Here is a 13059-nt window from a genome sequence, read left to right as displayed (position 1 = left end):
GCCGGTGTGGCAGTGGATTACAGGTCGTAGTGGCGCAATTCACGGGCGATCAGCAGGCGCTGGATTTCGCTGGAGCCTTCGTAAATCTGGGTGATTCGCGCGTCCCGGTAGTATTTTTCCACGGGATAATCTTCCAGATAGCCGTAGCCGCCGTGGATCTGGACCGCCTTGGAGCAGACCCATTCGGCCGTCTCTGACGCGAACAGTTTGGCCTGCGAGGCCTCTGACAGGCAGGGCTTGCCCGCCGTGCGCAAGCGTGCGGCGTGCAGGACCATCAGTCGGGTAGCATTGATTCGGGTGTGCATGTCGGCCAGCAGATTGGAAACACTCTGGTGCTCGATGATCGGCTTGTCGAACTGCACCCGCTCGCGGGCGTAAACCAGAGCCGCTTCGAACGCGGCGCGGGCGATGCCCAATGCCTGTGCCGCAATCCCGATCCGACCACCTTCGAGGTTGGACAGGGCAATGGCCAGGCCCTTGCCCCGTTCGCCCAGTAGATTGGCCTCGGGAATACGGCATTCACTCAAGGTCACCGCACAGGTGTCCGAGGCGCGAATGCCCATTTTGTGTTCCATGCGGTCGACGGTGTAACCGGGGTTGTCGGTGGGCACCAGAAACGCGGAAATCCCTTTCTTGCCCAGTTCCGGGTCGGTCACGGCAAAGACAATTGCCAACTGCGCACGCTTGCCGTTGCTGACGAACTGCTTGGCGCCATTGAGCACCCATTCGCCCTGCTTGAGTTCGGCGCGGGTCTTGAGGTTATGGGCCTCGGAACCCGCCTGGGGTTCGGTCAGGCAAAAGCAGCCGATGGCTTTACCGGTCGCCAGTTTTTCCAGCCACTGGTTTTTTTGTGCGTCGGTGCCGTAATTGAGAATCGGGCCGCAACCCACCGAGCTGTGCACACTCATCAAGGTGCCGGTGGCGGCGTCGCCTGCCGAGATTTCCTCGACCGCCAGCGCGTAGGCCACGTAGTCGATGTAGGTGCCGCCCCATTGCTCCGGGACGATCATCCCCAACAGGCCCAACTCGCCCAGCTTTTCGATCAGTGCGTCATCGATCCAGCCATTCTGCTCCCAGGTTCGGGCATGGGGCGCGATCTCGTTGCGCGCGAAATCCCGCGCCATGTCGCGGATCATGATCTGTTCTTCGGTCAGTTCAAGGTCTTGCATGGGTCATGCCTCATGACCGCTGAAGAAGCTCGCCACGTGCTCGGCATCCAGTGCCTGAACGGTAAACGGGTTCCAGTGCGGTTTCTTGTCTTTGTCTACGATCAGGGCACGAACGCCCTCGATCAGGTCGCCCCGTTCGAACCACTGACGATCCAGATGCAGCTCCAGGTCGAAACAGGTTTCCAGCGGCAGATGACGGCCTCGGCGCAGCAGCTCCAGGGTCACGGCCATGGCCAGCGGTGAACGGGTTTTCATCAGGTTGGCGGTGTCGACGGCCCAGTGATGGGTGTCGATGACCGTCACTTCAAGCAACTGTTCGATGATGCTAGGGATGTCCGGCAGGGCAAAGAAGTGGTCGATGGCCGGGCGCAGTTTTTCCAGTGGCGCGTCGGGCAATTGCTGCACGCCGACTTTCGCCAATACGCCTTGCAGATCCTTGAGCGGGGTCAGCGTCCATTTCAAGTGATCCAGCTGGCGATCCAGGTCGGCCAGTCGCGCGCTTTGCAGGTACCAATCGGCCAGGCCGCAATAGAGGGCATCGGCGGCCTGGATCTGCACGCCGGTCACGCCCAGATAAATACCCAGTTCACCCGGTACGCGGGGCAGAAAATAACTGCCGCCGACGTCGGGGAAATAACCGATGGCCACCTCCGGCATGGCCAGACGGCTGCGTTCGGTCACCACACGCAGGTCGACGCCTTGTGCCAGGCCCATGCCGCCGCCCAGCACGAAGCCGTCCATCAGGGCCACGACGGGTTTGCGGTAGTGATGGAGGGTCAGGTCCAGTGCGTATTCTTCGACGAAGAATTGTTGATGGTGGGTTTGGCCGTTCTTGAAACTGTCGTAGAGCGCGCGGATGTCACCTCCGGCGCAGAAGGCTTTTTCCCCAGCCCCGCGCAGAACGACGGCATACACCTTGTCATCCTGAGCCCAGAGATCCAGTTGGCGCTGAATCTGGCGAACCATCTCCAGATCGATGGCGTTCAGCCCTTGCGGGCGATTGAGGGTGATGTGGCCAATGTGATTGCGTACCTCGGACAGAACGGTGTCGCAGGCCGGTTCCTGACCTTTGGACGTGGCCGATACTACCTGTGCCGTCATTGCTGCCTCCCTGTGGCTTTTGTTCTTTTTGCTCGTTCAGGCGACCGCAAAAGGGCCGCACTCCGTGAGATGCCCTCGGGATGCTAACAGCGCAATTTTGCAAATGACAATGAAGAATCGTGCACCTTCAGTGTGCAAGTTTGCATGGGTGGTGCCTGGATCGATGAATAAGCGGTATTACTCTGTCGCCGCTCGGCCTGCCTGCGGCGGCGATTTTGAGGATGCCACCTTTGGCAAGCCGGACGGCTAAACCTGCGCGCAGACGTTTTCATGCCCGCAAACTGAACAACGCCATCTGTGGCGCATCGCTGAGCCAGTGTCGCTCTACTGTCCATCCCGCTTCGGCGGCCAGTTCGGTAAACGACTCGACCGTGAATTTGTGCGAGTTCTCGGTGTGCAACCGTTCACCTGCCGCGAAATGGAAACGCTGGCCCGCCACATTCACCACCTGCTCGGTTTGGCTGACGAGGTGCATCTGCATACGGGCCTGTTCGGCATTCCAGACCGCTTCATGCCGGAACGCGCCAATGTCGAAGTCCGCGCCCAGTTCCCGGTTGATGCGCACCAGCAGGTTCTTGTTGAACCGCGCCGTGACACCTTCGGCATCGTCATAGGCCGCGACCAGTGTTTTCGGGTCCTTGACCATGTCCACGCCCACAATGAAGTGCGCCTGTTCGCCCAGCACTTCATGGGCGGCGTGCAGAAACGCCACCGCTTCGTCGTGGGTGAAGTTGCCGATGGTCGAACCCGGAAAGAACCCGACGCGGGTGTGGCCATCGGCCTCCTCGGGCAACGTCACCACATGCGTGAAGTCGTCCACCTGCGGTGCAACCATCAGTGTCGGGTATTTCTGACGCAAGGACTTGGCCGCCTTGTTCAACGCCGCCGCGCTGATGTCGATCGGCACATACACCGCAATGTGCGGTGCGGCATCCAGCACCAGGCAGGTCTTGTCACTGGCACCGCTGCCAAACTCCACCAGCGCGGCGCCCTTGGGAATCAACGCGGCAATGTCCCTGGCGATGCCCTTGAGCAAGCCGGTTTCCGCGCGAGTGGGGTAATACTCGGCGGTTTCGCAAATGGCCTCGAACAGGTCGGACCCCGTAGCATCGTAGAAATACTTGGGCGGCAGGGACTTGTGCTCAGCGGACAACCCGGCAATCACATCCCGGGCGAATTCGCTGTCGTGTGGGTTGACCACGCCGGGCTGGCGACTGTCCCGGGCCAGGCGCACGCCTGCGACCATCCAGCGTTTGTCGGTCTGGAAGAAATTGCGATAGGTCAGGCGGCAGTGATCGGGAGAGGTCACGCTGGCGCCGCCGCGCAGCACCATCTGATTGACCATGAACTTGCCGTTGTACTCGCCCACCGCACCGGCAGACGGTTTAAAGCCGGGGTAGGCGCTGTAGGCGCTTTGCGTCCACTGCCAGGCCACATCGTCCACCTGTTCCAGCAGGCCTGCGCGGGCGGCGGCTTCCCACTCGGCTTCGGTGGGCAGGCGCGCATCGGCCCACGTGGCGAACGCGGCGGCCTCGTAATAGCTGATGTGGGTCACTGGCCCGGCCGGGTCGATGTCTTCCAGCCCGCGCAGGGTCATGCGTTTCCAGCCGTTGTCGTCGTGTTGCCAGTACAGCGGCGCATTCCAGCCTTGTTCCTGAATCAGCGTCCAGCCTTCGGACAGCCACAGTGCGGCGGTGTGATAGCCGCCGTCGGCAATGAAACTCAGCCATTCGCCATTGGTTACCAAACGGTCGCTGATTTCGAACGATTGCAGATACGTGGTGTGGCGCGGGCCTTCATGGTCAAACGCAAACGAAGGGCCGCTGTGGCCGATCTGGGTCAACCCCCCGCTCAGCGGCTTGAACTGGCCGCGTCGCCCGCTGGCATCTTTGGGCCAGTCGGCGCTGTAAGCCGGTTTGAGCGACGACAGGCTGAACAGGTGCAGGATGTCCATCAACAACAGTTCCTGGTGCTGTTCTTCATGGGCCAGCCCCAGTTCGATCAGGCTCGATATGTCCTCGGACAACGGACCCATCAGCAGCGTCGCCATGTGCTCGTCCACATGGCGACGGTAGGCCCTGACCTGATCAACGCCCGGACGCGTCACCAGCCCACGTTGCGGGCGAGGGTGGCGGGGGCCTACGGCTTCGTAATAGGAGTTGAAGAGGTAGCCGAACGTCGGGTCGAACACCTGGTAGCCCGCCAGATTCGGCAACAAGAGGAAGGTTTCGAAAAACCAGGTGGTGTGCGCCATGTGCCATTTGGCGGGACTGGCGTCAGGCATCGACTGCACGACCATGTCCTCCGGGCTGAGCGGCGCGACAAGCTGCTCGGTGTGACGACGAACGCTCTGATAGCGCTGGCACAGCGGTTCCGTGGCGGGGGTGTCGCGTAGCTGGCGTGAATGACGCATCGGTTCTCTCCGGATTCGTATTGCGAAAACGTTTCGAGCGGTCCAGTGCCGAGGTCAGTGCACTTCCAGGGTCACCTTGTCCGGGTAGAACGCGACATGACCCTCGATGGCCTTGACCGACGGGTAGGCTTCTTCATACGTCCACACTGCATTTTCAGCGGATTCGCCGTTGGCCACCAGGCTGAAATAAGACGCGTCGCCCTTGTAGGGGCAATGGGTTCGATGGTCGGTACTTTGGTAATGTTCCATCGAAATATCCGAACGGGGCACGTAGATCACTGGCGGATAGTTCGCCTCCTTCAGCTCCAGTGCCTTGTCGCTCTGGGCAACACGCACGCCTTTGAACTGAACTGTGACCCGGCCTTTGGCCGGCGTGATGGAAATGGGGTGATCGGGACCTGGAATTTTCATGGCGATCAATCCTGTTGATCCGAGAAGAATGCCCGGTTATTACGACCGACACCGGGGGGTAGTGGAGTGTAGACGCAACAGTCGGGGAGAGGATTCGATAGGGATGATAAGTATCATCGAACGCGATCATTGGCAGTTTGGCAATCATCGGGTGATTGGCGCCGACAATTCTGGCCCTTTCACTAAACTCCCTGACATGCTCACCCTGTGAGTAATATTGTTCCGGTCATGGTCTCAGCCTCGCATTCTTCAGGTCAGCTCGATGAACGACAAATACACACCCCATGACTGGGCACCCCATGAGCGACCGACGATTCCGGGCTCGCCATCCACGCCTTTGCACCCGACGCCCAAGCGTCTGGCATTCGCGATTGTCGGGGTGATCGTGGCGTTGACTGGCGGGTTGGGCAATGCGCTGGTGGTCGCCAATCTGCAATACCTGCAAGGCGCGTTGGGGGCGACGCAGGCGGAAATCGCCTGGCTGCCTGCTGCGTATGTCATGACGAACGTGTCGATCAACCTGTTGTTGGTGAAGTTTCGCCAGCAGTTCGGCCTGCGGGCGTTCACCGAAGTGTTTTTGGTGTTGTATGCGCTGGTGACCTTTGCCCACCTGTTCGTCAACGATATCGAGTCGGCCATCGCGGTGCGGGCGGCACACGGTATGGTGGGGGCAGCGCTCAGTTCATTGGGGCTGTATTACATGATTCAGGCCTTCCCGCAGAAATGGCGGATGAAGGCGCTGGTGCTTGGGTTGGGCACCGCACAGTTGGCGACGCCACTGGCGCGGCTGGTCTCCGAAGACCTGTTGCAGATTGCCGAATGGCGCGGGCTGTACCTGTTCGAGTTGGGCATGTGCCTGTTGTCGCTGGGCTGTGTGCTGATCCTGAAACTGCCGCCGGGTGACCGTTTTAAGGCGTTCGAAAAGCTCGATTTCCTGACCTTCGCCTTGCTCTCGACGGGCTTCGCGGCGTTGTGTGCGGCGCTGTCGTTGGGGCGGATCGAGTGGTGGCTGGAAGAACCGTGGATTGGCCTGGCGCTGGCCTATTCCATTGCCTCGATTCTGGCGGGCTTGTGCATCGAACATAACCGCACTCGGCCGTTGTTGATCACCCGCTGGCTGGGCAGCGGGCGGATGATTCGTTTTGCCCTCGGTGTATTGCTCACGCGGATTGTCCTGTCCGAGCAGGCCACTGGCGCGGTGGGCTTTTTGCAGGGATTGAACCAAGGCACCGAGCAACTGCACACGCTGTATTTCTTCATGCTGTTGGGCAGTGTCGCGGGACTGGCTGTCAGCGCGATGACAATCAATCCGCAGCACCTGTTCAAGCCGCTGATCATCTCGCTGGCGCTGATGGCGGTGGGGTCGATCATGGACAGTTTTTCCACCAGCATCACCCGTGGCCCGCAGATGTATTTCAGTCAGTTTCTGCTGGCATTCGGCGGCACGTTCTTTCTGGGGCCGACCCTGGTGCTGGGCATGAGCGGGGTGATCAGCAACCCGCGCAACATGGTCAGTTTTTCGGTGATGTTCGGGATCTGCCAGAACGTCGGCAGCCTGATCGGCTCGGCGTTACTGGGCACCTTTCAGGTGTGGCGCGAGAAGTTTCATTCGGCCCACATCGTCGAGCACGTCACGCTGCTTGACCCGCAAGTGCAGAGCCGTCTGCAAAGCTCGGCAGGTTCATACATTTCTGCGATTGCCGATCCGTCTGCGCGCACCAATCAAGGCATTCGTGCGTTGGCCACGGCGGCCACCCGCGAGGCGAACACGCTGGCGTACAACGATGTGTTCATGCTCATCGCGTTGATCGCGATCGTGACCGCGATCTGGATCACCAGCCGTGCGACCTGGCTGTGGATCACCACCGAGCCTGTCGCACCGTTCACACCGACGATCCCTTCCGTTCTACCTTCGGGCGCCCAACCTTCATGACTGAACCCGGTAAACCTTCTGCCAGTAACCCTAACACCCCCTCTGCGCCACAAGCTGCTGCGCCTGCTCCAGCGGTCATGCCCGCCACCACGCAACCCCGTTCGGCGCGCATCCGGCTGGTGTCGTCGATCATCTTTGGCAGCATCGCGCTGGCGGGGGTGTTGATCGTGCTGTACGCCTGGCAATTGCCGCCATTCAGCAGCCCGATCGAGAGCACCGAAAACGCGCAGGTGAGGGGGCAGACCACGATCATCGGACCGCAGCTGAGTGGCTACGTCTATGAAGTGCCTGTGCAGGATTTTCAGTGGGTCAAGCAGGGCGATCTGCTGGTGCGCATCGATGACCGCATCTATCAGCAGCATCTGGATCAGGGGCTGGCGCAACTGGGGATTCAAAAGGCTGCGCTGGAGAACAATCTGCAACAACGGCGCAGCGCCGAAGCGACCATCGTCCAGCGTCAGGCTGCTGTGGCCAGCGCCCAGGCCCAGAGCGAAAAGGCTGCAGCAGATCTGCGACGCAGCACGGCACTGGTGACTGACGGCTCGGTTTCGAAGAGCGAGCTGGACGTGACTCGTGCCGCCGACGCTCAGGCGAAAGCCGCGTTGGCCGAAGCCAAAGCCACGCTGGAAATCGCCCGGCAGGACTTGCAAACCGTGATCGTCAATCGTGGCTCTTTGGAGGCGTCAGTGAAGAACGCCGAAGCGGCCATTGAACTGGCCCGCATCGACCTGACCAATACTCGCATCACAGCCCCTCGCGATGGTCAGTTGGGGCAGATTGGCACGCGACTGGGCGCCTATGTGAACTCCGGTGCGCAGTTGATGGCGCTGGTGCCGCGCCCACGCTGGATCATCGCCAACATGAAAGAGACCCAGATGGCCAACGTGCGGCTGGGGCAGCCGGTCAGTTTCACGGTCGATGCGCTGGAAAACCGCAAGATGCGCGGGCGGGTGCAGCGCATTTCGCCAGCGGCGGGGTCGGAATTCAGCTTGCTGCCCGCCGATAATGCCACCGGCAACTTCGTCAAAATCGCCCAGCGCATTCCGGTGCGGATTACGGTGGACGATGATCAGGATGATGTCGACCGTTTGCGTCCGGGGATGTCGGTGGTGGTGAGCATCGACACCAGTCAGGACGGTCCCGTGCCCCCTGATCCGGTGGATGGGAGTGTTGATACACAGCATCACTGAAGTGATCGGTTTTCACCGAGAGCGCTAACGCGCTCCACTTGCACTTGCTCTTCTTACGCGATGGCTCAGACGCCGCCGAACGCGACTTGGGTGCTGTCTGGACCATCGCGTTCGAAGAGCAAGATCAAATCAACGGCAACGGCACGAGCACGCAAAACAGGCGGGCTTTGTATCCTTCTGTATCCAGCCCGGATCCAGACACGTACTGAGTCAAACGCCCCGTCTCGCCGACACATCCGCGATACCTCCAGACCGTTCAATAGGCTCCATCGAGACACAACGTCTCGGCCACTTTGAACACTCACTCAACGTCTCGGAGCATTGCCATGAACTGGAAAAACCTGACCCTCGCCACCCTGTTTGCAGTCCTCAGTGTCGGTGCCCTGTCTGCCCAGGCCCAAGAGGTGGCGCAGCCGCAAACCTACATGTACGGCCAGCACCTGGACATCAAAAAAGTGCTGTCCTCGAAAGAAGGCACAACCCCGGCGTGCAGCGTCGTCACCTCGCAACTGACCTACCTGGATTCGATGGACCAGACCCGCGTGCTCAACTACCAGAGCTTCTCTGGCGGCTGCCACGACAACTGACTCATTCCTCCTTTTTCACGGGGTGCTGCACACCGATGCCGCCCCGTTCCGACCAGCAGGTAGCACCATGTTTCTGATCGCTTTTCTGGGCGGGATCGTCACGATCTTAAGCCCCTGCATCCTTCCGGTGGTTCCGTTTCTGTTCGCCCGCGCTGATCGTTCGGTCGCTTCGGTGCTGTGGACGCTGGCGGGCCTGGTCCTGACGTTCGCACTGGTGTCCAGCCTGGCAGTGGTCAGCAGCGACTGGGTCGTCACCGCCAACGGCGTAGGGCGTGACATCGCGCTGGTGGTGCTGGTGCTGTTTGCCCTGTCGCTGCTCTCGGCACGGCTCGGCCAGTGGCTGATGTGGCCACTGGTGACGCTGGGCAACCGACTGGACCCGGCGACCCGTCGCCTGTCCGGCCCGTCGGGCTCGCTGCTGATCGGTATCGCTACGGGGTTGCTGTGGGCGCCATGCGCCGGTCCCATTCTGGGGATCATCCTGACCAGCGCCATGTTGCAAGGGCCGAGCGCACAGACCAGCCTGCTGTTGTTGGCCTACGGCCTGGGCAGTGCCGTGTCGCTGGGTGCCTTGATCTTTGCCGGGCGCGGGCTGGTGGCCCGGATGAAACTGTCGCTGCCGGTCACCGCCTGGTTGCGCAGAATCGCCGGGGGGGCAGCGCTGGGTGTCGCCGTGTTGATCGGCAGCGGGGCGCAGAGTGCGCTGCTGGCGGGCACCTCATCCCAAGGGGCTGCGGCGGTAGAGCAAAGCCTGCTGAGCGGGGTGCCGAAGGTCATCGACTATCTGGTGGACAGCGTCAAGGCTGCGACGGCCCCGGATGTCAGCGTCAAAGGCGAGATGCCTTCGTTGTCCGGCGCTGTCGAGTGGCTGAACTCGCCGGCCCTGAGCAACGCGTCATTGAAGGGAAAGGTCGTGCTGGTGGACTTCTGGACGTTTGACTGCATCAACTGCCAGCACAGCATTCCCTACGTTAACGCCTGGGCGAAGAAGTACGAGAAAGACGGTCTGGTGGTGATCGGTGTGCACACCCCGGAATACCCGTGTGAGCGGGTCATCGACAACGTGCGCAAGAATGTGGAGAAGCTGGGGCTCAATTACCCGATTGCCATCGACAACGACTATGCGATCTGGCGTGCATTCGGCAATCAATACTGGCCTGCGCATTACCTCATCGATGCGCAGGGCCAGATTCGTTACACCCACTTTGGCGAAGGCAACTACGACACCCAGGAACACGTGATCAAGCAGTTGCTCGACGAAGCCAAAGCCGGCGGGCAGGTCAAGGGCTAGACCATGCGCCGTACGGTATTGTCCTTGCGCACAAAGTGATGCCAGACCGCGGCCACCACATGCAGCCCGATGACGTAATAGAAGATCGTACCCAGTAACACATGGAAGTGTTCCAGGGTTTCGGCGGTCTCCTTGGAAATCGCGAACGGTGCGGGGATGCTCAGGGAAGTCAGCGGAACGGGCAGGGCGCCACGCTCCAGCAGTACGGTGAACAGGCCCAGCAGCGGTTGGGCGAACAGGAAGGCATACAGCGCGTAGTGCGAAAGATTCGCCGCCAGATGCAACGCTCCTTGCAGCGGTGGGGTAATGGCGGGTGGGGAATGCCGACGCCGCTCTGCAACACGGAAAAAGGCCATGACCAGCACCACGATTCCCACCCAGAAGTGACTCTGCACCACAAAGGTTCGTAAATCAGTGCCCCGAGCGAACTGGCTTCGGCTGAGGATCAGCCCATACGCCAACACGATCAGAATGGCCATCACCCAGTGCAGCCATCGGGCTCTGTAGCTGAAGCGTTCGGTATTCAACGGTGTACTCACGGTCAGGCTCCTTGGTTTTTGATTTTTCATGCCCCGTTCGGACGGGGCTTTGCGTTATGAACACTATGATCGTCGCAGGTTTCGACGGAACTCAATAACCCCACACGTTCAACCCTTCAATTTACGTGCCGCCCAACAGTATTACGCCGGTGGCTCGCCTCTTCTATTACCTGGCGATCATTATGAATTGTCGCTATTCATTGTTTGAACGATCGCGTCGGCGCATGAAAAACGTTTAAACACTTAAACGAGGAAGTTTATTCATGGTCGTGTGTTGTTTTTTTTCAGGGCTCCTTCATTCGAAGAGCCTCATATGAATATGAAAACCGACGTTGAGGGTATTTGTTTTTTTAATTATTAAAGTGCATAGCGTTATGAGGATTGGTGATGAGGAATCCATTAAAACGCGTTTGACAGGTTATTCGTACGGATCCATCTTTACCCCCGATGGTTCAGAGCTGCTGACTATCAGTCTGATTGGACTGGCCTTTTGCCCGGTTTGCCCACAACCCTCGTTTGTTTTCATCGATGACTGCGCAAAGGACTCTGCCCATGGATGTCCCCGGATTCGCTCGCCTGTTGAAACATAAAAATGTGGACTCTGAAGTCTGGTGGGATGCAGCGCCCCTGAGTTATGAATCATTCAAGCAAACACTGATTGTCAAATACCCGGATGCCTTCGATTGTATTGAAAGTCTGTTACCCGACACGTTCAGTGGAAGTCGTTTTGGTATAAGCGGTGCCACCACCAGTCCGCGATCAATTGCTCAGGAAGTGCTGAGAAATCCTCGACCATCGCAGGAGGTGATCAATCATCTTGCGGCGGATATGTCGGATGACGAAGCGGTGCGTTGTGTGCATGACCGCGTCATCGTTGAAAGCGCCAGGTTGTTATACCCCTTGTGGGAAGCTTCTCAAGGCGCGCGTGGCTGGCTGTCGGCGCAGGTGGATCGCACGGAGCGAGTGAGCACCGAAGCCATTGTCACCCGTGGTTTGCATCTGGCAGGTCTGGCGCCGAATGTCATGGTCAAGGTGCCTGGCAGCGAGCAGGGTTACCAGGCCATTGAATCGTTGGTTGCGCACGGCTGCTCGGTGAACAACACGTTCTGTTTCACGGTTTCCCAGGCGGCGGCTTGTCTGAAAGCCATCCACAACGGTCGATTGCGTGCTCAGGTGCTGGGTGTGGACACCGACCGTGCCCGTTATGTCATCAGTTTCATGATCGGCAGGCTGGGCAATGAGGCCGAGTTCGAGCGTCAGGCGCGGCAACGGCGCTTGTGCCTGACGGCAACGGATCGACGCTGGGCGGAGCTGGCGGTCTACCAGGCCATTCAGGCTCTGATGCGCCGTTGGCAAACGCCGGCTCGGCTGCTGTTGTGCAGTTTGAAAACCGACATCGATGTGCGTGGGCGCGAGCATTGCTGGCACCTTCAGCGCACGGGGGCGGACACGACCCTGTACACTCTGACGCCCTTGATCATCGAATTCATCGTACGCCGCCACCAACAGCGGCATCCCGTGGTCCCGGCGTCCGATTGGGTGCAACTGCCCAGCCGCGTATTGAATCGACTGATGGCGATTCCGTACTTCAACCAAGCGTACTTCGAAGGGGATCTGGCCCCGTTCGATTTCGCTCGCCATCCGGCGTTCGTCCAGGCCGCGCATGATGCACGCGAGGGGCTGGAGCGCTTGTCCGCCTTCGTCAAAAGCTGTGGCTCGCGTAGCCGTGCGCCAAGCGTCAGGGCTCAAAGCCCGCTGTCCATGGGGCACTGGTCATGAATCGCATGGTTGCGTTGCGGATGCATGACCGTTCGTGCTCGGCGGAGTTTGAGCGGGGCTTTATCGAGCGGGGCGATTTCGCGGAGTTTGCGCAGAGGCCGTTGGTCACCAAGCGTTTCACGAAATCTTCTGTCGGGTCACCCCACTCATCGGAAAAGCCCCCTGCGTCGTCAATGGCGATGATCTGGCCAGTCGCCCGGAAGAAACCGTGCGCCAATTGTGTGATCACTTGCAGCTGGAATTTTTGCCTCACGCGATGCGCTGGGAAGCTGCATGCCCTGATCAATGGAAGGCCAGGCGTAGCGGGTATCGGGCAGCGGAACGCAGCACCCAGCATAGACGCGCTGTACGGCGCAACCAAGGCCGGAGTGATTGGACTGACCAAGGCCAATGCCTGGAATTTCGCCCCGCGGGTTCGCGTCAACGCGGTGTCCCCTACATTGGTACGAGACACGTTCATTCACGACCGAACTCCCGAACATCGCCGCAAAGCGTATGAGCGGCAGGAGATTATCGATGACCCCATAGAGCCCAAAGGCGTGGCCGACGTGATCATGTTCCTGTTGTCTGACCAGAGTCGGCATCTGACCGGAAAAGTCGTCCCGGTGGATAACGGTGCTTATCCCCGTTAACGGCATTGGTCGTC

Annotated in this window: 11 protein-coding genes; 6 read left to right on the top strand and 5 right to left on the bottom strand. The window is 59.8% G+C overall.

What is annotated here, in order from left to right; translation table 11 throughout:
• Positions 1–17: 17 nt before the first annotated feature.
• The 4 genes from ACI5GA_RS06415 to ACI5GA_RS06400 all read right to left on the bottom strand — a co-directional run bounded on the left by ACI5GA_RS06415 (position 18) and on the right by ACI5GA_RS06400 (position 5094).
• Positions 18–1169, bottom strand: a complete 1152-nt coding sequence (locus ACI5GA_RS06415; protein WP_421422253.1) for an acyl-CoA dehydrogenase family protein — start codon at positions 1167–1169, stop codon at positions 18–20.
• Between the two features lie 3 nt (positions 1170–1172).
• Positions 1173–2270, bottom strand: coding sequence for an enoyl-CoA hydratase/isomerase family protein (locus ACI5GA_RS06410; protein WP_421422252.1), 1098 nt, complete (start codon positions 2268–2270; stop codon positions 1173–1175).
• A 268-nt stretch (positions 2271–2538) separates the two neighbouring features.
• Complete coding sequence (gene egtB, locus ACI5GA_RS06405) at positions 2539–4683, bottom strand: ergothioneine biosynthesis protein EgtB (protein ID WP_421422250.1); 2145 nt, start codon at positions 4681–4683, stop codon at positions 2539–2541.
• A 54-nt stretch (positions 4684–4737) separates the two neighbouring features.
• The gene (locus ACI5GA_RS06400) at positions 4738–5094 is read right to left on the bottom strand and encodes a DUF427 domain-containing protein (protein ID WP_404631173.1); all 357 of its coding nucleotides are present in this window, start codon (positions 5092–5094) and stop codon (positions 4738–4740) included.
• Positions 5095–5356: 262 nt separating this feature from the next.
• On the opposite strand from ACI5GA_RS06400, the gene ACI5GA_RS06395 reads away from it, so the two are divergent.
• The 4 genes from ACI5GA_RS06395 to ACI5GA_RS06380 all read left to right on the top strand — a co-directional run bounded on the left by ACI5GA_RS06395 (position 5357) and on the right by ACI5GA_RS06380 (position 10095).
• Complete coding sequence (locus ACI5GA_RS06395) at positions 5357–7027, top strand: MFS transporter (protein WP_421422248.1); 1671 nt, start codon at positions 5357–5359, stop codon at positions 7025–7027.
• 77 nt (positions 7028–7104) lie between these two features.
• Positions 7105–8217: an HlyD family secretion protein gene (locus ACI5GA_RS06390; protein ID WP_404631731.1), complete on the top strand. Its 1113-nt coding sequence runs from the start codon at positions 7105–7107 to the stop codon at positions 8215–8217.
• A gap of 326 nt (positions 8218–8543) precedes the next feature.
• Positions 8544–8804, top strand: coding sequence for a DUF2790 domain-containing protein (locus ACI5GA_RS06385; RefSeq protein WP_421422247.1), 261 nt, complete (start codon positions 8544–8546; stop codon positions 8802–8804).
• A 67-nt stretch (positions 8805–8871) separates the two neighbouring features.
• Positions 8872–10095, top strand: a complete 1224-nt coding sequence (locus ACI5GA_RS06380; RefSeq protein ID WP_421422245.1) for a cytochrome c biogenesis protein DipZ — start codon at positions 8872–8874, stop codon at positions 10093–10095.
• Here ACI5GA_RS06380 and ACI5GA_RS06375 read toward each other — a convergent pair.
• Positions 10092–10664: a cytochrome b gene (locus ACI5GA_RS06375; protein WP_421422242.1), complete on the bottom strand. Its 573-nt coding sequence runs from the start codon at positions 10662–10664 to the stop codon at positions 10092–10094. The genes ACI5GA_RS06380 and ACI5GA_RS06375 overlap by 4 nt on opposite strands.
• A 498-nt stretch (positions 10665–11162) precedes the next feature.
• Here ACI5GA_RS06375 and ACI5GA_RS06370 point away from each other — a divergent pair, with 498 nt between their 5' ends.
• The gene (locus ACI5GA_RS06370; RefSeq protein WP_421422240.1) at positions 11163–12413 is read left to right on the top strand and encodes a transaldolase family protein; all 1251 of its coding nucleotides are present in this window, start codon (positions 11163–11165) and stop codon (positions 12411–12413) included.
• Entirely contained in the window at positions 12410–13045 is a 636-nt protein-coding gene (locus ACI5GA_RS06365; RefSeq protein WP_421422238.1) for an SDR family oxidoreductase, read from the top strand. Before ACI5GA_RS06370 ends, ACI5GA_RS06365 begins: the two co-directional genes overlap by 4 nt.
• The last annotated feature ends 14 nt before the right edge of the window (positions 13046–13059 follow it).

The sequence above is a fragment of the Pseudomonas sp. Pseu.R1 genome (genome assembly GCF_045764065.1).
GTDB lineage: Bacteria > Pseudomonadota > Gammaproteobacteria > Pseudomonadales > Pseudomonadaceae > Aquipseudomonas.
Note: the sequence above shows the minus strand (reverse complement) of the source record. Positions and strands in the feature narration are given on the sequence as shown.